Genomic DNA, 21,441 nt, shown 5'->3' on the forward strand with positions numbered 1-21,441 from the left:
CCATGGACGTCGTCGCTCAAGGCCCGCTCCCCGTCGCTTCGCTTCACTGGCAATCGCGTCCCGGCGCGTGGGCGCTCACGGTGATCTGCAAAGCGACGTTTTTGCTCGTGCCCACCGAGGCGCAGCTCGCGCCCGAGCAGGATCCGATCCTCGAGCAGGACGAGCACTGGGACGACGACGAGACACGTAGCCTGCGCGCCGCGAGCGACATCGCCCCGCTCAAGCAACGCGCCGACGTCGTGCTCGTGGGCATGGCCTTCGCGCCCGAGGCGCGCCCCGTGCGCTCGTTCGTGGCGCGGATGATCGTGGGCGACATCGATAAATCGATCGAGGTGTTCTGCGACCGGGCCTTCACGCTCGACGGCGCGCTGCAAGAAGGGCCGCGCATCACGCGGATGTCCTTGCGTTACGAGCGCGCGGGCGGCGGGCCGGATACGTGGAACCCCGCGGGCATGCGGCCCGACACGCGGGATCGGCAGGGCCGCATCGCCGTCCCCAATTTGCAGCCGCTCGACAAGGTGGTGAGCGGCCCTGGAGATTTGCTGACGCCGATCGGATGGGGTCCGATCGCGGCGCGCTGGCCCTCGCGGCAGCAGAAGCTCGGTCGTCACGCAGGTCGATGGAGCCCCGCGGATCTCACGCGCGCGCCCGCGCCGGAGGACATCGAGATCGCGTATTTCCAGGTCGCGCCGCCCGATCAGCAGGTCGACGTGCTGCGCAGCAACGAGCGCATCGTGCTCGACAACCTGCACCCGACACACGCGCACCTCGTGACGAGCCTGCCGGGGCTCGAGCCGAAGGCCGTGCTCGCGGGGCGCGAAGGGGGGCCACGCGTGATCCCGATGCGGGCCGATACGCTGGTGATCGATACGGAGCGCGCGGCCCTCGTGGTGACGTGGCGCGCGCAGATTCCCCTGCGGAGCGAGAAGGAAGAGGGGCGCGTGGTGGTCACGCTCGACGCCCCAGCGAAAGCGTCCGAGGCGCCCGAGGAGAGGAGCCGGACGACGGTGTTCGCCCGCGAGGAGCGCGCGCCGTCCGAGGCCACGATGCCGTTCAAGGCGGCCTCGCCGGACGCGGTCGTCCCGTTCGCGTCGCCGCCGCCGCCACGCGCGCCGCTCGATCGGCCTCCCTCGGAGCGGACGGCGGCGATCGAGCGCGACGAGCTTCTCGCCCCCGCCGCGGCGTTGCCCTTTGCCGCATCGGCGGCGGAGGCGAACACGAGCGCGGCGGCGCCGGTGATCAAGCCGCCTGCGTTGATCTTCGACACGCCCGCGCCTTCCCCCGCGCCCGCGCCGAGCCCGTGGGCGAGCGGCGCGCCGCAGACGCCCGCGCCGGAGGCGGTGGAGCCGATCGTTGCTGCTCGAAAGACCATCGGCGAGGTCGTGGTCGAGGGCGCGCTGCCCGCGGCGCCTGCGGCATCGACCGCGGAGGCGCCGGGCTTCACGGTCGCGGAGGCGACGTACCGGGGCCCGGCGCGAGGGGATGCGCTGCTGCTCCTCTGGCTCGATCGAAAGAGCATGCCGCGCGTCGTGCGCAAGCGCGCGTGGCAGGAGATCCTCGACGCGCGGGAGGAGGAGCCGATCGATCCGGAGATCGATGATCCGGCGCTGTTCAAGGATCCGGCCGAGATGGAGGACCGCGCGCAGGCGCACGTGATCCTCGATCGCGCCGCGCCCGTGGGGTTCGGGGGGCTGCTCGACGTGGCGACGAGAGCGGCGAAGCGTGGCTCGCTCGTGCCGCCCCTCGAGATGTGCGAGGGGGAGCTCGTGCTGACCTTCGACGCGAGCGAGGCGTCGAGGCTCCGCGAATCGTACGCGGCGCGCACGCCCGCGCCCGCGGGGGAGGAGCGCGACGAGCTCGTCGCGCGCGCGCTCTGCGAGGAGCGGCATTACGAGCGGCGCCGGCTGCTCGGCGGGCCGCACCTGCGCGCGCTGCTGCACCCGCCGGGGGAGCCGGATCCGATGGTGGTTTATCTGCCGGCGGCCCTCGCCGATGAATTACCGCTGTTCTCGCGGTTTCCGGCGCGGCTCCTCGTGGAGGTGCATTTCACGGTGGACCCGCAGGAGAAGCTGCCGATTGCATTGCGGGCCGTGGCGCTCGGGCGGGTGGTTCGGCTGCCGCAGGCCTGACGCGCATCGCGGGATTGCCGGCTCAGAACTCCGCCACCCACTGGGTGCAGTGTGCGCAGCGCTCCTTGTATTTGAAATCGAAATCCGTGGCGTAGGTCTTGATCTGCTCCAGGCGCACTCCGCGCAGCAAGAGCTGAACGGCCGCGTCGACCTCTGCGCAGACGTAGACTTCCCAGGCCTCGGCCTTCTGGATGCCTTCGAGCACCGCGCGCAGCGGTTCGAGCTTCGTGGCATGGGCCTCCGCGGCTGCCGTGAAGTGGATACGCCCGTCCTCCCGCCGAAAGAAGGCCTGAAAGGGTTGGTGGTTTCCCACGGAGCTGATCCCGAACGCCATCATGTCCGTCCCTTCCACGACCGCCGTGCAGAGCGTGGGTTTTTCGTTGGGTTTTTCGTTGGCGATGGGCTTCAGTTTTTCGTTGATGGACTTCAGCACATCGGGATTTCTGAAGTGGTGCCTGTGAGCCTGCGCGAGCGCCGCCACTTCTTGCTGGTGCTGCTTCTCGCGCAGCTTCTTTTGCTCCTGCTCGGCCGCGATCAACGTCTCCTTATTCTTGTTGCCCTGCGTCCTCCTCTGCTCGTTTCGCTGGGTCAGCTTCTTCTGCTCGTTCTCCTTCTCGAACTCCCTCCGCTTGTCGTCGACGAATTCCTTGAGCGGGACGACCACGCTCTCCCACGTTTTGTAGAACGTGTTCCACACCAACTGGAAGTTCGTGTCGCTCTCGCTCGCCTCCTTTACCCTGGCCAGGGCTTGATAAAGCTGCGCGATGACCGGGGGATCCCAGAATGGTTGCTGGAAGCTGACGGCCGCGTCCACCATCTTCTCGACGTTGTCCGCGCGCAGCCAGAGCTGGTCGGCGGACATTTTCTTCTTCGCGGGTGCGCTCGACGACGGCTCGGCGACCTTGCCCGCGGCACATGCGACGCTCGCGCTGGGCGGCGTCGAGGGGAGCGCGACAGAGGCAGCGTTGATCATGCTCGTCGCCGCCGTCGAGGTCGTCGACGTGGTGGTCGTGGTCGTCGTGGTGGTCGACGTGGTGGTCGTGGTGGTCCGGGGATCGGGGGACATCATCGCGCCGTCACCTCCGGGCCCGAAGCCTCGCGCCATTCCTCTTCGGTGAGCCTGTCGCGGAGCGCGGCGATTCGCTCGTCGGGCGGGATCGCCTCGTCCGTCAGAATGGCGCGCACGGCCGGGTGCTCGTGAAACCTCGGCCCCACGACGATCGAGAGCCCCACGAACGCGCCGAGCGACGATTGCCACGTGAGCCCGAACGACCGCCCCTGCGCCACGCCCGCGCGGATGGCCGCGCGGAGGTGCGCGTCGTCGAGGCGATGAACCTCCGGTTCGGGACGCTGGCGGAGGAAGACGAAAATGCGCTCGACGAGCGCGTCCTCCACCAGCGGTTCGAAGGCCTTTTGCTGCCCCCGGCGCAACGTCAGCATCGTCCTATCCCTCCTGCCCGAGCCGCAAGAGCTCGCCCGTGGCGCCCTCGACGAGGAACGATTTGATCTCCGTCCCCAGGATCTCGCTCCGCTGCCGCGGCGTGCACGCCGGCCAGAAGAGGCGGAGGACGCGCGGATCATAGAACCTGAAATAAAGCCGCTTCCCGGTCTCCTCGTCCTTCACCAGGAGCGACCGGCGCAGCCTTTGGCGGACCTCCTTGAAGGGTCGCTCGCTCGCCAGATACACGCCCCAGCTCGCGCCCCACGCGTCCTCTACGAGGACCGAAAGCAGCGGTGAACCCGGCTGGAGGTGCACGAGGTACGGCGCCACCTCGGCGAGGGCCTCGCCTTTCGGGCCTTCGTAGAGCGAACGGAATTCCTCGTCGCATGCGGCGAGCAAGGCGCGGACGCGCCGATCCCGGGCTGCGTCCAGAATCGCGAAGAGATGCTTCTCCCGCGACAGCACCACGAGCGCCTCCCGGCGCGCCGAAAGCATCTCCGGCGAAGGCGGCGGCGCGGGCGGCGCCGGCGGCAGCTCCGACCGGAGATCCTCGCTGCGGATGCGGAACCAAAAACGCGTCGCGCCCGCGCCGATCCACGCGCCGTTCTTCAGCTCGGCCTCGTCCACGTGCTTGCCGTCGAGCTCCGTCCCTTGCCGGCTCCGGTCGCGCAGGCGGCACGTGGCGCCGTCCCATGCGAGATCGAAATGCGCCAGGGCCATTTTCTCGTCGTACGCCAGGATCAGATCCGCCTGCCCGCCGCGCCCCACGCAAAAGGGTCGCCCCAAAGGGAGCCGCACCTGCTGCCCCGCGGATCGCCCCGTGACGATGGAAAGAACGGCCTTCATGGCTCCCCGCTCGGCCCGGCGAGCGAGCTCGGCTCGCATTCCTCGCAGAAGGGCAAACCCAGCGCGGCGGCCAGGAGCAGCACCTGGATCTGCGGCGTCGTGCCGATGTTCACCGTGGCAAATCCGGTGCTGATCACCGCGCCGTCCACGGCCAGATCGTCGACGCGCGCGGCCGGCATTCCGCCGATGAACACCGTCTCGCAACCCTTGGCAATCTCGCTCGGCACCTCCTGGCAAAGGATCTCGTCCTCGACCCGCGCGGCCGGCTGGAAGCCGATGATCACCGTCGGGCACCCTTCGGTGATGATGCCCGCGCCGTGGACCTCGCACGTCAGCACGTCGTCGATGCGCGCTGCGAGGGGCATGGCCTAGCTCCCACCTTGGCCGGACGTGCCGCCGGTGCCCGTGCTCGAATTGCCCGCCGGCGCGCCGGGCGGCCTGTCGCGCGGCTCGGCCTCCGTCGCGTCCTCGGGCGCGTCGGGGGAGGCGCCCTTGCCGAAGGCCGGAAAACCGCCGCTGTTGATGTTGACGAGGAGCCCCACGATATCGATGCCCATCGGGTGGAAATCGATGAAGCCGGCCGGTCCCTTGATGGTCAGCCGCAGCCCGGCTTCGAGCACGAGCGTCATCCCCGCCTTGAGGTGGATCTCCTGCCCGGCGTCGAGCGCGTAATCGGCCCCCACCTTCTCCTGCTTGCCCATCTTCACGGTGAGCGAGACGCCGCCGTCGACCTGGCTGCGCTGGTCGAGCAACACGTGCAAATGGTCCTCCGATTCGATGAGCTGCTTGCGCGCGCCCTTCACCACGAGGTCGGACGTGCCGTCCACCGTCTCCATCTTGTTGTGCTGCGTGCGGAGCACCTCGTCGTTCTTGACGAGCTTGTGCAAGTCCCGCTCGGCCTGCACGTAGACGCGCTCCGATCCGGCCTTGTCGTCGAATTTGATCTCGTTGTAGCCGCCCGTGGCCGGGGAGGATTGGCTCTTCCACGTGCTCACGGTCATGTCGTCCGGCAGCTTGTACGGCACCTGCTCGATCGCATTGTAGACGCGGCCCGTCACGATCGGCCGATCCGGGTCGCCGTCGAGGAACGTGACAAGCACCTCCTGGCCGACGCGCGGAATCGTGATCATCCCGTACGCCGTGCCGGCCCAGCCCTGGCTGACGCGCATCCAGCACGAGGAGCGGTCGTCGCTCTGGCCCTCGCGATCCCAGGGGAACTGCACGCGGACGCGGCCGAATTCGTCGGTATGGATCTCCTTGCCCGGCGGGCCCACCACGGTCGCGCTCTGCACGCCGAAGACCCGCGGGCGCGGCGTCTTGACCGGCGGGCGATACGGGGCGGCGGGGTCGGAGAAGACCGCGGCGCCGCGCATGGTCCATGCGTCGCCCGGCGTGCCCTCCACGGCGAACGACGAGACGAGCAGCCGCTGGCTCGGCGCGAGCGAGGGGTGCAAATGGTCCTCGATCGTGAAGACCGCGCCGGGGAAGAGGTCGAGGGTGTTCGTGTCGAACGTGACCCGACGTCTGTCGGCGCGCAGCGATTGCAGGCGGCGCGTCGCGAGGTCTGTCCCGTATTTGGGGTCGTGCCGGGCGATGCCCTGATCGTCCGCCACCGGCGTGCCGCCGCCGCCCATCGTGCCCTCCACGAGGAACGCGCCCGGGCCGTAGGTGTATTGCTCGTATTTGCCCTCGGGGCCCGTCGCGGCAGGGGTGGCCTCGCCGAGGAGCTCGAAGGAGGGTTTGCGGAAATCGTGGTCGCGCATCACGTGCGCGCCCGGCCGGACCTCGTGGCCGAGGCGTACGAGCGAGAGGAACTCGCGCTGCGCGGCCTGGTTCGGGTTGTCGACGAAAGGAATGGGCGGGCGCGGCGCCGCCGCGTGCAGCTTGTCGCCGAACGTGAGCACGGAGCCCGCGCCGTCCTGGTCCGAGAACCAGAACGTGATGCCGGCCTCTTCGAGCAGGCGAGACAGGAACGTGAAATCGCTCTCGCCGTATTGCACCTTGAATTCGAGCTTCGGATAGAGCCCACGATCGATCTGCCAGGTGGGCTTGACGCCCCATTCGCCGAGGAGCACGTCGGCGATGTCGGGGATGGAGAGGTGCTGGAAGATGCGGTGGTTCGTGCGCTGCGTGAGCAACCAGAGGTCGGGGACGATGGACAGGTGATAGGTCGAGAGCCCCGTCTCTTCGGTCTGGGCCTGGTATTGCTCGATGTAGCTGCAGACGCCTTTCCAGGTGCGCGTGCCCTGGTCCTTCACGTAGGTCCATCCGGCCTCGATGTGGAGCGAGGCGGGTTTGCCGACGATCGCCTCGAGGTCGAGGTCCGGCCGCTGCGCCCGCGCCACGACGGAGACGTGGAAGAGCTCGGAGAGGGCTTCTTGCACGGAGAAGTTGTGCACGGAGAGCTTCGCTCCGCCTGATAACGTGAGTTCGAGGATCGGCATACAGGTCCCCCTTCGTCGCTCCGGAGGAGAAGCAAAACGGATCTCGTCGGCGCTGGCAAGCAAGTTCGTGGGCGTTGTAAGATCCGCGTATGAACGTTCCGCTCCATCGCGCGGCGATGATGGGTATCACGGCCGTGCTCCTATCGAGCTGCGTCCTCGGCGAGGACTACGACGAGTATGCCCCCAAGCCCCCGCCAAACCTCGCTTGTGCCGTGATCCCCTGCGGGGGCAGCGGGGAGGCGTGCGCGCCGTTCGTGATCGAGCCGAACGTCGTCATGGGGGCGCTGAGTTCGGACGCCGCGTCGATCGTCGTCCGGCAATACGAGACGCCCGGCTCGGTTCGGCGCTTGCCGAAGCCGGGCTGTTCGGCGCCCCTGCTGGACGTCGGGGGCCTACGGGTCGAATGGGCCGTGGTCTCGCACGATTTTCTCGCCTGGACCCAGCGCGGCAATGAGACCACGTGCCTCGGGTCGAATCTCTCCTGGTGCGACCCGAGGGACTGCAATCCCGACGTGATCCCCGTGCTCGGCGAGCAACCCGAGTTCGAAAAGCTCGCCGGGATCACCCTCGGAGGCGATTTCCTCTATTACATGCTCACGGACGGGCTCGTGGGGCGGGTGAAGAAGGGCTCGACGAAATACGAGGCGCTCTGGATCGACCCGGAATACAAGCAGGACAAGGCGGCCGCGCTGCTCTACGACATCCGCTTCAGCGAGAGCGACGGCCGGCTCTATTTCACGCGCTTCGCGCTGGGCGACGACGTGCCGAACTCGTGCGACGACGGCGAGAAGCCTTTGACCGGCGCGGTGTACACGATCGATCCGTCGGTGGGCGTGGGCGTGGAGGAAAAGGCGCTCGCGGCGGGCCTCAATTACGCGTCGAGCCTCGATGTCTCCGAGGACTACGTGTTCTTCTTCGCGCAGAACAACGCGCTCCTGAACCGCGTATCGAAGTCCGGTGGGAAGGTGGAGTCGTACGTGCCGAGCAGCGGCGAGCTCATCTTCTCGAATGCGGCGACGGACTTCACGCTCGCGGTCTTGCCGCCGGTCGAGGTGAATGGGGACTGGGTTTATTTCGGCGCGTCGACGTACGACGGGGGCAAGGCGATCGCGCGGCTGCCCGTGGGCGGCAAGAACTGGGGGAGCCAGGTGGCCGAGATCGTCGTGCGGCCGAGCGGGCCGTTCCATTTCACGGTCGACGACGAGGCGCTTTACTGGATCGAATGCGAGACGAACGCGCCGTGCGAGAACGGGCGGCTCAAGGCGCTCGTCCTGCCGCCCGCGGCGCCCTGAGTCGCTGCGGCTAGAGCGTGACTTCGCGCAAGGAGATGCGGTTCTTGTCGTAGACGCCGAGCCCGAGCTCGCTCGCGATGCGGATGTACGTGGGTTCGCGGCCGGCGTCCTTGAGCGTCGGCAGGCCGTTGTCCTTGCGCCATTGCTCGAGGATGCCCCAGCCGAGCGTGTCCATCGCGACGGGGTCCGTCGTCGCGTAGACGGCCTCGTGGAGCACGCGGCGCTTCTTGTTCTTGTCGAGCGGGCCCTCGTCGTAGATGAGCTTGAAGCCGTCGATGATGTGCAAGCGCACGCGGCTCCTGACGACGTCCTGCGCGTAAAGCTCGGCGATCTGCGGGCTCGCGTTGTGCTGGTGGAAGGCGTGCGGGTTGATCGTCGCGCCGTGCGTGATGTTCTTGAGGCAACCCGTGAAGCCGCAGATCGAGTGATCCTTGATCAAGCCGAGGTTGATCACGGCCGTCGCGTCGGTGAAGGGTCGGACGAACTTCGTCGGGATGCCCATCACGCTCCGCTCGGGCATCGTGGCGTCTTCGTTTTCGTGCACGGCCGTCGCGATGCCCGCGGGCAGCGCCGGGTCGGGGCCCTTGTGGCGATCCCAGATGCGCGTGCCCTCCAGGAACTTCGGGTACTGCTCGAAGATCATGATCTGGCTCGCGGGCACGCCGGCCGCCATGACGCCGCGGACGACCTCGAGGATGAGCTCGCGGTTCGTGGCCATCGTCGCGCCCTTTTGGCCCGCGATGCCGTTCGGCTTGATGGCGACCTTGTCGTCCTTGTGGACGAACTTGGCGAAGGCTTCGCCGAGATCACTCTTGCCCGTGAGCTCGGCCATGACGCGTTCGAGCATGACCTTGGCCGCGCCCTCGGTGGGCCAGAGGCCGTTCGGCTGCATCACGTTCGACTTCGCGACCTTCGCGACCTTCCCGGGGATCGAGAGGGGCACGAAGCCCGCGGGAGGTTTCGCGGCGAGGCCGGAGCCGGCCGCGAGCGCGTGATCGGCGCCGAGCAGCGCCGCGCCGGTCAGCGCAGCGCCGAGGAAGGTGCGACGCGAGAAAGCCTCGGGGTACGGGGAAAAACGCGGGTCGGACATGGTCACCTGCTCCCGCGCCATCGTAGCGCAGGTCCGCCGCAAGGTCCCGGTGGCGTCGCCATCCCGCCGCCATGGCGGCGCCACCCCCGCGCGGACCCTTTGCACCCCAAAGGCCGCGCTTTCCCGCGTCCCGTCCGTCGGCACGAAGATCGCCAAGGAGCCCGCGGAGGAGGCTCTCGGTGGAACGTTCAGCAGACGACAAGCAGGTCGGGGCGCGGGCGCGGGCGTTTTTCGGGTCGATCGGGGCGCGGCTCTGCGGGTCGGCATGGACGCCGCTCGCAGGGAAAGCCGCGCTCGGGGCGCTCGGGTTTCTGGCGCTCGCGTTCGTAGGGTCGGGCGCGGCGGCGGAGTGGATGCCGCGTCGCGTCGGGGCTTACCTCGGTCCGCCGGCGACGAGCATGAGCGCGGCGGTGCCGGTGCCGGCGGCGGTCGCGGATGCGGGAGCGGCAGCGGATGCGGGCGCGCATGCGGATGCGGCAGCGGCAGCGGTCGCGGATGCGGTCGCGGTCGCGGACGCGGGCGCGCCGATCGCCGCGGTGACGGCCGATGGAAGGGTGATCCTGAACCTCGCGACGGAGGAGGATCTGCGGAAGCTGCCGGGCATCGGGGCCACGAAGGCCAAGGCGATCCTCGCGCTGCGGGCGAAGCTCGGGCGGTTCAAGCGGCCGGAGGATCTCCTCCGGGTGAAGGGCCTCGGGCGAAAGTCGCTCGCGCGGCTCCGGCCGAAGCTCCTGATCGACCCGCCGTAGCGGACGAACAAGGGCGTGCCAGACTGCGCGCCCATGCGAACGCGCCCCTTCGCCGTCCTCGTCTCGATCGCCGTCGCCGCGTGTTCCCAGGAGCCAGCCGGGGACGCGGCCGCGCCCGCGCGAACCGGGACGCCCGCGCCCCCGTCCGCCGCGCCGCCGCCGGCCCCCGAGGCGGTCGCGGCGCCGGACGATCTCGACGTCGCCGCGCTGAAGAAGGCGCTCACGTGCGCGGCCGACGCGAAGAAGGGGCCGTGCGCCGTGCTCGCCGCGTTCGGGACGTGCAAGCCGTGGAACCCGGTCGTGCCCTCCGGCGACGGTCGATGGATCGGGCGGGGCCACCGCGTCGAGGGCGGCAAGACGAGCGACGAGTTCACCGTCGTCCGTTCGCGCCGCGTGCCCTCGAACGAGGTCGGCCCGGGGCAGCTCCCGGCGAAGGTCGGCATCAGCGATGTCGCCAAGCAGGAGGGTTCGGCGTTCTCCCAGGCAGACCGGCTGATCCGCACCCTCGAACGGTCGGACATCCCGCCGCGGAGCAACATGGCGCTCGATTATCTGAAGAAGCGCGAGTCGTGGCCGGAGGGGTTCTCGATGAAGACCGTCGGGGGCCAGGTGTACGTCGCGTCCGAGGGAGGCGCGTTCGCCTGCCAGGGACCCAAGCAGGAGCTTTATCTGGTGCAACGCGCCGCGACGCGCGGCGGGCCGGGCGACGGGCTCTACGCCACGGTCTACCCCGTGAGCTGGTAAAACCAGGCACCGGGCGCGCAGGCGGGACGAGGAGAGCGAGGGCCGGGCGTGAGGAGGCCCTACGCGGCGTTGCGCCTGTGCTAAGGACGCGGCGTGTCCCGTCCCGATGGCCGTAGCCCCGCCGAACCTCGCTCCGTCGAGATCGTCCCGCACTTCCACCGCAACGCGGAGGGCTCCGTGCTCTACCGCGCCGGCGGCACGGTCGTGCTCTGCACCGCGTCGATCGACGCCGTCGTGCCCGCATGGATGGCGGGCAAAGGCAAAGGCTGGTTGACGGCCGAGTACCAGATGCATCCGCGGGCGAGCCGCGCGCGAAGGGAAGCGCGTGAAGGGCGCGGCAAGGGGCCGAGCGGGCGGACGCAGGAGATCCAGCGGCTCATCGGGCGCGCGCTGCGCAGCGCGATCGACCTCGACGCGATCGGCGAGCGCACGATCGTGATCGACTGCGACGTGCTGGAGGCGGACGGCGGGACGCGGACGGCGTCGGTGACCGGAGGTTTCGTGGCCATGGCGCTCGCGCTCGCGAAGCTGCGCACGTCGAGCGCGGTCGCGCCGGTGCTGCGTGATCAGGTGGCCGCGATCAGCGTGGGCCACGTCGGCGGCGAGGCGATGCTCGATCTCGTCTACGAAGAGGACAGCCAGGCGCGCGTGGATCTGAACGTGGTGGCCACGGCGCGCGGGGCGATCGTGGAAGTGCAAGCGACGGCCGAGGGCGAGGCGCTCGAACGGCGCGCGCTCGACGGCATGATCGACGTCGGGCTCGCGGGCGTCGCAGCGCTCGTGTCGATGCAACGAAGCGCGCTCAGCGCCGCGGGGGTCGAGCTCGCTTCGCTCTTCCAGGCGGGGAGGTTCGCATGAGCGAGCCGAACCTGCCGCTCTCGATCCTGGTCGCCACGACGAACCGCGGGAAGCTCGCGGAGCTTTTGGCGATCTTCGCCGACCTGCCCATCCAGCTCCTGCCGCTCTCGCAGGTGCTGCCCGACCTGCCGCCGATCATCGAGGACGGCGCGACGTTCGTGGACAACGCCTTGATCAAGGCGCGCACCGGGGCCGAAGCCGCGATGATGGTGACGCTCGCGGAGGACGCGGGGCTCGAGGTCGACGCGCTCGCGGGCCGGCCCGGCGTGCGCTCGGCGCGCTTCGCGAAGGAAGGCGCGACGGACTCGGAGAACAACGCGGCGCTGCTCGCGGCGCTCGAAGAGATCGACGACGAGCACCGCACGGCGCGCTTTCGCTGCACGATGGTGCTGCTCGATCCGTGGAACGAGGTGCAGCCCGAGGTCATCTGCGAGGGCCGCTGCGAGGGGACGATCGCGCAGCAGGCGCGCGGCGCGGGCGGCTTCGGCTACGACCCGCTCTTCATCGTCAAGGGCGACGGCCGCACGATGGCCGAGCTCGGCGACGAGGAGAAGAACCGCATCAGCCACCGCGCCGAGGCGGCGCGCGCGATGCGGCCGGTGCTGGAGGCGTTGATCGAGAATCGGCGCGCGACGGTGACGCGCGTGGTAGGCGAGCGGTGAACGGCAAGGAGCGCAAGCGCCCGCCGAAGGTGGAGGAGTGGCGCGGCGTCGGGAGCCTCGGGACCATCGGGCTCGAGGTCGTCCTGTCGATCGCGTTCGGCTACTTCGGCGGCCGCTGGCTCGACGGCAAGTTCGGCACCGAGCCGTACCTCGCGATCCTCGGCTTTTGCTTTGGCATCGGCGCGGCCGTGAGGGCCTTTCAGCGCGCGCTGCGCGAGATGAAGGCGCAGGCCGAGCGCGAGGAGCGCGAGCAAGGCAATCCGCTTCCGCGCTACGACGCGCCCGACGAGCGCAAGGACGAGGCGCCGATCACGAGCGCGCGCGACGACGACGACACGAAGGGCGCGAAGGACGACGAGGGCGCGAGCGACGGCGACGAATCCGAGGGGAGGCGAGGCGGATGAGCGACGCGGAGAAGCCTTCCAAGCTCGACGCGCCGATGCGCGGGGCGCTCGTCGGGGTGATCGGGTCGGCGGTCGTCTTGACGATCGGCTCGTTTGCGCTCGGCGGGCCGCGGTTCGGGATCGGCGTGGCCATCGGCGGGGCGCTGGCGCCCTTGAACCTGTGGGTGTTCGCGCAGGTGGGCGAGGCGTTTTTGTCCCGGCGGGGGAACACCGCGCCTTGGGCGGTCATCGCCACGTTGAAGCTCGCGCTTTTGCTGGGCGGGGTTTGGCTCATTCTGCGCAGCGGGATTGCGTCGGGCCTCTCCCTCATCGTGGGGTATGGGGCGCTGCCCATCGGGATCACGGTGGGGACGCTGTTTGGCCCGAAGCCCCCCGACGACTTCGCGGACGGTGATCCAAAGCGCAGATCTTTCGGGGACGCGCCGCGCAAAGATGTGCTAAAGGCGAGGCCCGCCGACGAGGGGGACCCCTCGAACGAGCCCTGAGATCGAGCAGCGAGTACGAGTTCGAGATTGGAGCGCTCCGGTGATGGAGCGACGACGGTCATGCCCGAGCATACTGGTTTTCTGACCTTCCTCCTGGCCCACCTCCCTGGTCTCCGCGAGAACGCGAAGAACCTCGGCTACAGCTTCATCGGTCACGAGCCGATGAGTTACCACTCGGTCGAGCCGATCTTCGCGAGCCTGCTCATCGTCATCGTGTTCATCGCGATGGCGATGTCGGTGCGCTCGAAGTTCCGGCGGCTCGACGAGTCGGTGGTCCCGGACGACCGCCTCAGCCTGCGCACGTTCTTCGAGGCGTTCTTTGGCTACTTCTACAACATGGCCAAGGACGTGATGGGGGCGGAGAACGCCAAGCGGTACTTCCCGCTGATCGGCGGCGCCGCGGGCTTCATCTTCTTCTCGAACGTCTCGGGCCTGATCCCCGGCTTCTCGCCGCCCACGTCCAGCCTGAACGTCACGCTCGGCTGCGCGCTGCTCGTCTTCCTCTCCTTCAACATCTGGGGCATCAAGGAGAACGGCTGGAGCTACATCGCGCACCTCGCGGGGCCGAAGTGGTACCTGGCGCCGCTGATCTTCCCGATCGAGGTGATCTCGACGTGCGTCCGTCCGATCACGCTCAGCGTGCGTCTGATGGTCAACATCGCGGTCGACCACCTCATCGCCTCGGTCTTCTTCGGTCTCGTGGCGATCTTCCTGCCGCTGCCCGTGATGATGCTCGGGCTGATCGTGATCGTCGTGCAGACGCTGGTGTTCTGTCTGCTCAGCAGCATCTACATCGGCCTCGCCACGGAGCACCACCACGCAGACCACCACTGAGGCGCCCCCACCGAAAGATCGCGGTGGAAACCTCAAAAAGTCCCTAGCCAAACCGTCAGATTCGGATTAGAGCGGGGCCGCCCGAAGCGAAGCCCCCGAGCCCTCGGGACGTGAGACCGAAGAGTCGGTCCCCCCGAACCCCGTGGGTCGTCTCGATTGATGCATGCAGCCCCCCATGGGGGCGCGTGGCCTGAAAGGAGCAGAACCGGATGTCTCTCAAGAGCAAGCTCACCCTGTCCACGCTGGTCGCCACCGCGCTGGCCCTCGTTCCCAGCATGGCGTTCGCGCAGGATGCTGCTGCTTCGAACAAGTTCGACACGAGCGGCATGATCGCGCTGGCCGCCGGCCTCGCGATCGGCATCGCCGCCCTCGGCGGTACGCTCGGTCAGGGCCGCGCCGCTGCGGCCGCCCTCGAGGGCATCTCGCGCAACCCGGGCGCCGCGGCTCGTATCCAGACGCCGATGATTCTCGGCCTGGCGCTCATCGAGTCGCTCGTGCTCTTCGCGCTGATCATCGCGTTCTTGCTCCAGGGCAAGATCCCGCAGCTCTGATCGGACAGGCCACGCACGGACTTCACCGGGCCGCAAAGCAGGGCGTCGAGGAGACTCGGCGCCCTGCTGTGCACATGCGGCGGCCTGATGCAGACGGCGGCTAACGTAGGTGGCGGAGCACGTCGAGGACGACGTGCCCGAACATCACGAGCACGCCGAAGACGAGGAGCGTGATGCCGAGCGGGTCCTTGCGATCCGTTTGAAGCAGCCACGTCCCCGCGAAGACGAAGGTCGCCACGACGAGGCCCGCGAAGAGGCGACGTCCGAGGCGATCGACCGTGCGCGGGAGGGTCGGATCGGTGGTGCGTAAGGTCAGCCGCCCGAGGCGTAGGTCGTCGAAGATCTCGCGGAGCTGCTGCGGCATGTCGTAGGCAGCGCCGGAAAGGCGCTCGACGCCGCGCCAGAGCTCCATGCCGATGCGCTCGGGCGAGTAACGTTTGCGCAGGAGATCGAGGAAAAACGGACGCGCGACGCCAAAGACGTCGAGGTCCGGGTCGATCTCCTTGCCGACGCCTTCGATCGTCATGATCGCCTTGCCGACGAGCAGGAAGTCCGGCGGGATCTCGATGCCGTACTTGGCCGCGCCGCGCATGAGGTCGCTGATCATGGCGGCGACGTCGATTTCCTTGAGCGGCCTGCCGACGTACTTCTCGGCCAAGAGGCTGACCTCGGCGCGGTAGGCGCGCATGTCGATCTTCTTCGTCGGCGTGCCGATCGCGTAGAGCGCATCCGCGACGCCGAGGTGGTCCTGACGAACCGCCGCGATCATCAGGTCGAGCGTCTTGTCGCGCATCTCCGGCGACAAACGGCCGACCATGCCGAGATCGATGAGGCCGATCGTGGGGCTGTCGGGGTCGCCGGAGATCAAGATGTTCCCAGGGTGCGGGTCCGCGTGGAAAAACCCGTCCTCGAAGATCATCTTCACGACGATGCCGACGGCGGCCTGCGCGATCGCCGGGCCCTTGTGCCCATGGTGGCGGATCTCGTCGTAGACCTTGCCGCCGGGGAGGAGCTCCAGCGTGAGCACGGTCTTCGACGAGGCTTCGCGGTAGACGCGCGGGAAACGCGCGTGCGGGTGGCCTGCGAAGTTGCGCGCGAACTTCTCGGCGTGTTCGGCTTCGAGCGCGAAGTCGAGCTCGCTCGTGATCGCACGGTCGAACTGATCGACGAGCGCCGAGGGTTGGTACAAGGCCGATTCGGGGATCGTGCGCTCGATGAGCTTCGCGAGCGCGTGCAAGAGTTCGAGGTCTCGCGCGACGGTCGTGCGCACGCCGGGCCGCTGCACCTTCACGACGACCTCTTGCGGGCCGTCCGCGTGCTTGAGCACGGCGCGGTGCACCTGGCCGATCGAGGCCGCAGCGAGAGGTTTTTCCTCGAAGCCTTCGTAGACGTCCTCGATCGGCGCGCCGAGCGAGGCCTCGACCGCGCCCTTGATGTCGCTCCAAGGCAGCGGGTTGACCTCGTCCTGGAGCTTCTTCAGTTCGAGGATCCAGTCGTTCGGCAGGACGTCGGGGCGCGTGGAGGCGATCTGGCCGAGCTTCACGAACGAGGGGCCGAGATCCATGCACACGAGTCGCACGCGCTCGGGCAGCGAGATGCGCCGTCGTTCTTCCTCGCCGCGCTTCGTGTCGTCCTCGGGCGCTTCGACGAGCGCGTCGCTCGCCTCGTTGCCTGCGGGGAGCTCGGGCAAGGCTTGCGCGCGTCCACGACCGCCGAGCCCGAGCCGCTGCGCGAGCTCGCCGAAGCCGTGACGAACGAGCACGACGTAGATCTGGCGCAGTCGGCCGAGATCACGAACAGCGTTGACGATCGAGACCATGCAGGGCGCTCTCTAGCGTACACGCACGACGGTGCCCACGTCGTGCGTGCTCGGCAAGGCGGCCGTCCATCCGGCGGGCACGCGCGGCGTGGTCCAGAAGAAGAGCCGCTGCGCATCGAGCGGCGCGAGGTTCACGCAGCCGTGGCTGCGCACGTGGCCGAACGAGCGATGCCAGAACGCGCCGTGCAGGCCGACGCCCTTCGCGAAGAACTGCACCCACGGCACGTCTTCCATCCGGTAGTACCGCGTCGCGCCCTCGTCTTCGAGGTTGTCCATGTTCGACGTGAAGAGCTTCGCCCAGATCCGCGACGTGCCGCGCGGCGTGGCCGTGGCCGATCCTTCGCGGCCCTTGCCGGTCGAGACGAGCGTTGCGAACACGGGGCGTTTGCCCTCGTAGGCGACGAGCGTCTGGCTCTCGAGCTCGACGTCGATCCACTTCTCGCCCGCAGCGACGTCGACCTCGGGCGGCGGCGGGGCGATCGTCGCATGGCGGAGCTCCGACGAGCGGACCCATGCGCCCTCGCCGATGCGCGAGAAGCGCGCGCCGCCGACGTTTTTCTCCTCGAAGAAGGGCACACGCTCGAAGCGCGCGCGGCTCGACTCCACCTTGCCGAGGGCGCCCGGCGTCGAGAAGACCTTCGCCTTGTCGACGAGGATCCACGCGAAGGGCAAGACGTCCGCGGGCGCGTCGGGTTTGATCTCCTCACCGCGGAACGCGAGCGGTCGCGCAGGGCCGAGGTCGCGCATCGGGATCCAGAGTTCGTTGTGGCTGCGGCCGTAGCGCGCGCCCTCGACCACGCGCTCTTCCACGATCGCCACGGCGAACCCCGGTTCGAGCTGCATGTCGGGCGCGCCGATGTCGACCGCGTGAAGCTTTTTGTACGCAAACGATCCGTCGGGGCCGACGAAGTAGTACCGGAAGGGCAAACCATCCGCGGTCTCGCGGATCGCGCGGTAGGCGGCGTCCACGAAGGGCGTCTCCGCGAGCTCGACGGCGTCCTCGCAGACCCACGCGATCGGGCCGATCGAGAGGAACCGGCCCTTGCAGCCAGGGCCGCGGCGCGCGGCGAAGATCGGAAGGTGCACGTCGAGCGCAGCCGATCCGCGGCGCGGCGCGCCTTCCCACGGAGAAGCGAGGATCGGCTGGTCGGCCTTGAGGATGCGCGCGCTGACGATGCCCTGGGGCAGCGGCTCGGTCTCGGGCGCGACCCAAGGAGGCTCGTTCGAGGCGCGGGCGTGGCCCGTGATGAGGAGCGCGGCGAGCGTGAAGGAGAGGAGGGGCGGGGCGTGACGGGTGGCTCGCACGGTTTGTCCACGCGAGCCACCCATGACCACCCCCATCAGCCCATCAGCGGTAGGAGAACCGGACCTCGTGGTCGCAGATCCGGTACGAATCGCCTTCGCCGATCGCCTTGCGCGTGATGCGCTGGCCGTTGAACTCGACGCCGTTCGTCGAGCCCATGTCGACCATGTAGTACTGGCCGTTCAGGTACTCGACCATCGCGTGCTGGCGCGAGACGTTCGGGTCCTTGATCGTCAGGTCGCTCGACTGCTTGCCGCGGCCGATGATGAAGCGGTCCTTGTTCACGATGCTCCGCTCGCCGCCGTAATAGGCGAAGAGCGGGATCGCGCCCGGGATGCCGCCGGCCGCGGAAGGCGCAGGCGCAGGCGGGGCCGGCGGCGGGCCGGGAGGCGCCATGTTGCCGTACTGCGGCGGCGGAGGCGGCGGCGGAGCCCCGAAGCCGATCGCCGAGGGAGGTCCCGGCGGAGGCGGAGGCGGAGCGCCCATCATCGGACCCGGGGGCGGGGGCGGCGGCGCGCCCATCATCGGACCGGGCGGCGGGGGCGGCGGAGCGCCCATCATCGAACCGGGCGGAGGCGGCGGCGGCGCGCCCAGCGACGGCGGGGCCGGAGGAGCGCCGGTCGCCATCGGAGGCACCGGCGTGGCGGCCGGGGGCGGCACCGAACGCGTGAGCGGAGGCGGAGCACCCGGGCCCATCGTCTGCCGGTTCGGCGGCGGGGGCGGGGGCGGACCCCCGGGACGCGCGATGCCCGTGGGCGGCGGCGGCGGCACGTTCGGGCGCGACTGCATGCCCGGGCCCGGCGGCGGCGCGGGGACACTCGGCGGCCGGTTCCCCGGCTTCGGGGGCGGCGGCGGCGCGCCGGTCATCGAGGCAGACGGCGGACGCGTCGTCCCCGGCGGAGGCGGAGGCGGAGTCGCGGTCGCAGGGCCGGGCGGAGGCGGCGGCGGCGCGCCGAGGCCGGGGCCGGGAAGACCACCCATCGGGGGACCACCCATCGGAGGGCCACCCATCGGAGGGCCACCCATCGGAGGGCCACCCATCGGGGGACCGCCCATCGGAGGAGCGCCCATCGGGGGAGCGCCCATCGGAGCCCCTCCCATCATGGGCGGAGGACCAGGCGGCGCGCCTGGACCTGCGGTCCCCGTGAGGCTCGGCGGCGCACCCCCGTAAGGCGAGGGCGGCGGAGGCGGAGCGCCGTAGGGCGAAGGCGGCGGAGGCGGAGGCGCGCCGAGGCCCGGACCACCCATCATGGGCGGAGGCGCGGGCGGCGCGCCGGGGCCTCCCATCATGGGCGGAGGCGCGGGCGGTGCGCCGGGGCCTCCCATCATGGGCGGAGGCCCGGGGGGCGCGCCCGGACCTGCGGTCCCCGTGAGGCTCGGGGGCGCACCGTAAGGCGGGGGCGGCCCGGGCGGCGTGCCGAGCATGGGCGGCGGCGGCTGCGGCGCCGGGGCGCCGACCATGGGCGGCGGCGCGGGCGGCATCGCGGACATCGGGGCCGAGCTGTAGGCCGCGGGCATGGCGGGCGCGGCTGCGGCGGGGGCCGGCGGGTAGCCCGGCGGCGGTGACGGCGGCGGCGCGGGGATTCCCGGCGTCGACATCGGGCTGCCGCTTCCGGGGGCCGACTCGTTGCGGACCGCGCCGGGGAACGGTGTACGCGGGCTGTAGCTGCGCTGCCGCGCGTACTGCTTCATCGACTCGTTGATGAGGTAGTCGATCGAGCACTCCAGCTCGCGTGCCATCTGTTCGAACGTCTCCCAGAGGACGTCGCGGCACTGGAATGTCCTTGCGCTCTTCTTGTTCGGATCCGCGCTCATTTTTCCCTAATCGTCGTCGATGGTTCCGAGCCGTGCTGAGGATCCGGCACTCCCGATCCTCCGAGACCTGGGCGGCACGCTCGGCGATCACTCGCCGGGGCGTGCTCTGCCGCTCATTTCTTTTGCTCCTTGGCAGCTTCGGGTTTGCGCTCCTTCATGGCCGGCACGACGCAGTGGCGGACGAACTCGCCGATCGTCTTGATCTCTTTCTGCTCGCGCTCCTGGCTGCCCTCTTTCGGGACATCGCAGACCCATTTGCAGTCGGGGTCGCTGTCGCACTTCGGGGCCCTGCCCTCGTCGGACTCCAGCGACGACAGGGCGGAGACGTCCGCCGACGTCCCGTACGTGAAATAATACGCGATCGCGCTCGTCCGCGCTGCGGGTGATCCAGGGCCGAAGTATTTCTTCAGCGCATCGAGGGGCGTGCCCTCCTTCAGCTCACCCATATATGCGCCATACGTGAGCGCCTCGCCGAGGGCGAAGTTTTTGTCATCGGGGAGCTTGCCGAGGAACTCGCCCACGTCCTTGACCGTCGACATTTTGAGCACCGTCGTCGCGGCGGCGCGGCGCACCTTCCATTTGTCGGTCTTGAACAGGGCGTAGAGCTTCTCGACGACGGCCTCGCGGGGCAGCTCGCCGATGCGGCGGAAGGCTTGATCCAGCACCACGTCGGGCGCGTCGCTGCCCGCGATCTCGAGGATCCGCTTGACGTCGTCGGCGTTGTCCTTCTTGAGGTGCCCTTCGAGCGCGGCGAGCGCGGTTTGCCTTCGTTTCTCGCTTTGATCCTTGCGCGCCGCGAAGCCGAGCAGGTGATCGACCACGGGCCGGCCGCCGACCTTGCGCATGGAGGCGAAGACCTTGATCAGCTCGTCGTCCTGGAGCGCCTCGATCTGCTTCTTGAACTGCTCCTCGGTCGGCGTGAGCTTTTGCGCCGCGTTCGAGTCCTTGAGCTCGGGCGTGCGCACCTTCGTCCAGTCGTCCGAGAGGATCCACTTCGCGACCTCGACGAGCGCCGCCGACGCGGCTTCTTTTGTCTTCGCGTCGCCGAGCTCCGCCACGAGCGAGGCCATGGCGTCGAGCTTGCGCGTCTCCTTCGTCATCAGCTTCGGCAGCCCCACGACCGCTTCCACCCCGATCACGCGCAGGAGCTGCTCCATCCCGTAGGCCTGCCCGCGTGATTCGAGGCGGCGTTCGAAGTCGGCCATCGCCCACTCGACGAGCGCGCCGCGCAGCGTCTGCTTGAGGCCTTCGTCCGTGACGAGCGGCGGCTTGTCCGCCACGAGCATCGCGTAGGCCGCGTCTTTGTACGGAAACGATCCGTCCGCGGGCGCAGGCTGCCCGGGCTGCGCGACGGGCGGCGGGCGCTTCAGCTCCACGATGATCGAGGAGACGAGCTGCGACACGATCGGCCCTTGCACCTCGGCGCGCAGGCCCGAAAGCACGTCGACGAGGCTGCCTTTGCAGGCCTCGTTCTCCGGCGGATCCTCGCTGTCGATCTGCGTGAAGGCGAGGCGCCTGCCGGATCGCGGCTTCATGCGGATCAGCGCCAGCGCGCTCTCGACGCGGAGCGAGGTGTCGTACTTGTCGTACAGCAGCACGGCGCAGAGCTTTTTCGGGCCGTGGGCCGTGTTCTCCCAGCGGTGGATGTCGTTGTCGTCGACGCGGCAACCGCTCGACACGAGCCCCATGCCCAAGGCCACGAGGCACGTCGCGAGAACGCTCGCGGTCTTGGGGCGCGGCCCTGCTCCATCAACGCTTCGCATGCTGTCCTTGAGAATGGCGGCGATGGTACCGCTCGGGGCGTCCCAGGCTCAAAGAATTTCGGGTCCTTAACAAAGGCGCACCCGCGCCGCGCCGCGCCGAAGAGGAGGATCCTCTGTGCCCTCGACCACGAACCCGGCACGTCCCGCCGCCTTCGCCACCAGGGACTTGCATAGAAGGAAGAGTGGGAATATGTAGGCAAGGTAGGTTCAGG

The 21,441-nt window shown here is 69.2% G+C and carries 20 protein-coding genes; 10 read left to right on the forward strand and 10 right to left on the reverse strand.

Annotation, left to right across the window (positions count from 1 at the left end; genetic code table 11):
* Positions 1-2 precede the first annotated feature (2 nt).
* Positions 3-2,129 (forward strand): DUF2169 family type VI secretion system accessory protein, encoded by a 2,127-nt coding sequence (locus QHF89_RS14295; protein ID WP_136966764.1) that lies wholly within the window; start codon positions 3-5, stop codon positions 2,127-2,129.
* Positions 2,130-2,151: 22 nt separating this feature from the next.
* On the opposite strand, the gene QHF89_RS14300 is transcribed toward QHF89_RS14295, so the two are convergent.
* The 5 genes from QHF89_RS14300 to QHF89_RS14320 are packed head-to-tail and all read right to left on the reverse strand — an operon-like array spanning position 2,152 to position 6,860.
* Complete coding sequence (locus QHF89_RS14300; protein ID WP_136966765.1) at positions 2,152-3,198, reverse strand: hypothetical protein; 1,047 nt, start codon at positions 3,196-3,198, stop codon at positions 2,152-2,154.
* Positions 3,195-3,569, reverse strand: a complete 375-nt coding sequence (locus tag QHF89_RS14305; RefSeq protein ID WP_136966766.1) for a hypothetical protein — start codon at positions 3,567-3,569, stop codon at positions 3,195-3,197. Before QHF89_RS14305 ends, QHF89_RS14300 begins: the two co-directional genes overlap by 4 nt.
* Before the next feature lie 4 nt (positions 3,570-3,573).
* Complete coding sequence (locus QHF89_RS14310) at positions 3,574-4,416, reverse strand: DUF4123 domain-containing protein (protein ID WP_284720472.1); 843 nt, start codon at positions 4,414-4,416, stop codon at positions 3,574-3,576.
* A complete protein-coding gene (locus tag QHF89_RS14315; RefSeq protein WP_136966768.1) occupies positions 4,413-4,781 on the reverse strand; it encodes a PAAR domain-containing protein in 369 nt (122 codons plus the stop codon). The genes QHF89_RS14310 and QHF89_RS14315 overlap by 4 nt, the downstream gene beginning before the upstream one ends.
* A gap of 3 nt (positions 4,782-4,784) precedes the next feature.
* Positions 4,785-6,860: a type VI secretion system Vgr family protein gene (locus QHF89_RS14320; protein ID WP_136966769.1), complete on the reverse strand. Its 2,076-nt coding sequence runs from the start codon at positions 6,858-6,860 to the stop codon at positions 4,785-4,787.
* Between the two features lie 89 nt (positions 6,861-6,949).
* Here QHF89_RS14320 and QHF89_RS14325 point away from each other — a divergent pair, with 89 nt between their 5' ends.
* Entirely contained in the window at positions 6,950-8,152 is a 1,203-nt protein-coding gene (locus QHF89_RS14325) for a hypothetical protein (protein ID WP_136966770.1), read from the forward strand.
* Positions 8,153-8,162: 10 nt separating this feature from the next.
* Here QHF89_RS14325 and QHF89_RS14330 read toward each other — a convergent pair whose 3' ends face one another.
* Positions 8,163-9,242 carry a DUF362 domain-containing protein gene (locus QHF89_RS14330; RefSeq protein WP_136966771.1) on the reverse strand — a complete coding sequence of 360 codons (1,080 nt, stop codon included), beginning with the start codon at positions 9,240-9,242 and terminating at the stop codon, positions 8,163-8,165.
* A 179-nt stretch (positions 9,243-9,421) separates the two neighbouring features.
* Between QHF89_RS14330 and QHF89_RS14335 the strand changes: the two genes are divergently transcribed.
* From QHF89_RS14335 to QHF89_RS14370, 8 genes are all read left to right on the forward strand, one after another.
* A complete protein-coding gene (locus tag QHF89_RS14335) occupies positions 9,422-9,991 on the forward strand; it encodes a ComEA family DNA-binding protein (RefSeq protein WP_284720473.1) in 570 nt (189 codons plus the stop codon).
* 33 nt (positions 9,992-10,024) lie between these two features.
* Positions 10,025-10,735: a hypothetical protein gene (locus QHF89_RS14340; protein WP_136966773.1), complete on the forward strand. Its 711-nt coding sequence runs from the start codon at positions 10,025-10,027 to the stop codon at positions 10,733-10,735.
* A 93-nt stretch (positions 10,736-10,828) separates the two neighbouring features.
* On the forward strand, positions 10,829-11,593 hold the full coding sequence (gene rph / locus QHF89_RS14345; protein WP_136966774.1) for a ribonuclease PH: 765 nt from the start codon (positions 10,829-10,831) through the stop codon (positions 11,591-11,593).
* Positions 11,590-12,255: an RdgB/HAM1 family non-canonical purine NTP pyrophosphatase gene (gene rdgB, locus QHF89_RS14350; protein ID WP_136966775.1), complete on the forward strand. Its 666-nt coding sequence runs from the start codon at positions 11,590-11,592 to the stop codon at positions 12,253-12,255. The genes rph and rdgB overlap by 4 nt, the downstream gene beginning before the upstream one ends.
* On the forward strand, positions 12,252-12,659 hold the full coding sequence (locus tag QHF89_RS14355; protein WP_284720474.1) for an AtpZ/AtpI family protein: 408 nt from the start codon (positions 12,252-12,254) through the stop codon (positions 12,657-12,659). Before rdgB ends, QHF89_RS14355 begins: the two co-directional genes overlap by 4 nt.
* Positions 12,656-13,144, forward strand: coding sequence for an ATP synthase subunit I (locus QHF89_RS14360; protein WP_284720475.1), 489 nt, complete (start codon positions 12,656-12,658; stop codon positions 13,142-13,144). Before QHF89_RS14355 ends, QHF89_RS14360 begins: the two co-directional genes overlap by 4 nt.
* 60 nt (positions 13,145-13,204) lie before the next feature.
* Positions 13,205-13,978, forward strand: a complete 774-nt coding sequence (gene atpB, locus QHF89_RS14365) for a F0F1 ATP synthase subunit A (protein ID WP_136928779.1) — start codon at positions 13,205-13,207, stop codon at positions 13,976-13,978.
* 209 nt (positions 13,979-14,187) lie between these two features.
* On the forward strand, positions 14,188-14,529 hold the full coding sequence (locus QHF89_RS14370) for an ATP synthase F0 subunit C (protein ID WP_136928778.1): 342 nt from the start codon (positions 14,188-14,190) through the stop codon (positions 14,527-14,529).
* Between the two features lie 100 nt (positions 14,530-14,629).
* Here QHF89_RS14370 and QHF89_RS14375 read toward each other — a convergent pair whose 3' ends face one another.
* The 4 genes from QHF89_RS14375 to QHF89_RS14390 form a co-directional block, all read right to left on the reverse strand.
* Positions 14,630-16,348, reverse strand: coding sequence for an ABC1 kinase family protein (locus QHF89_RS14375; protein ID WP_136966776.1), 1,719 nt, complete (start codon positions 16,346-16,348; stop codon positions 14,630-14,632).
* Between the two features lie 12 nt (positions 16,349-16,360).
* Entirely contained in the window at positions 16,361-17,653 is a 1,293-nt protein-coding gene (locus tag QHF89_RS14380; protein WP_284720476.1) for a L,D-transpeptidase, read from the reverse strand.
* 43 nt (positions 17,654-17,696) lie between these two features.
* On the reverse strand, positions 17,697-19,466 hold the full coding sequence (locus tag QHF89_RS14385) for an FHA domain-containing protein (protein WP_284720477.1): 1,770 nt from the start codon (positions 19,464-19,466) through the stop codon (positions 17,697-17,699).
* A gap of 113 nt (positions 19,467-19,579) precedes the next feature.
* Positions 19,580-21,229 carry a HEAT repeat domain-containing protein gene (locus QHF89_RS14390; protein WP_136928774.1) on the reverse strand — a complete coding sequence of 550 codons (1,650 nt, stop codon included), beginning with the start codon at positions 21,227-21,229 and terminating at the stop codon, positions 19,580-19,582.
* Between the last annotated feature and the right edge of the window lie 212 nt (positions 21,230-21,441).

Origin of the sequence: Polyangium sorediatum (genome assembly GCF_029946465.1) — a bacterium.
Lineage (GTDB): Bacteria > Myxococcota_A > Polyangia > Polyangiales > Polyangiaceae > Polyangium > Polyangium fumosum.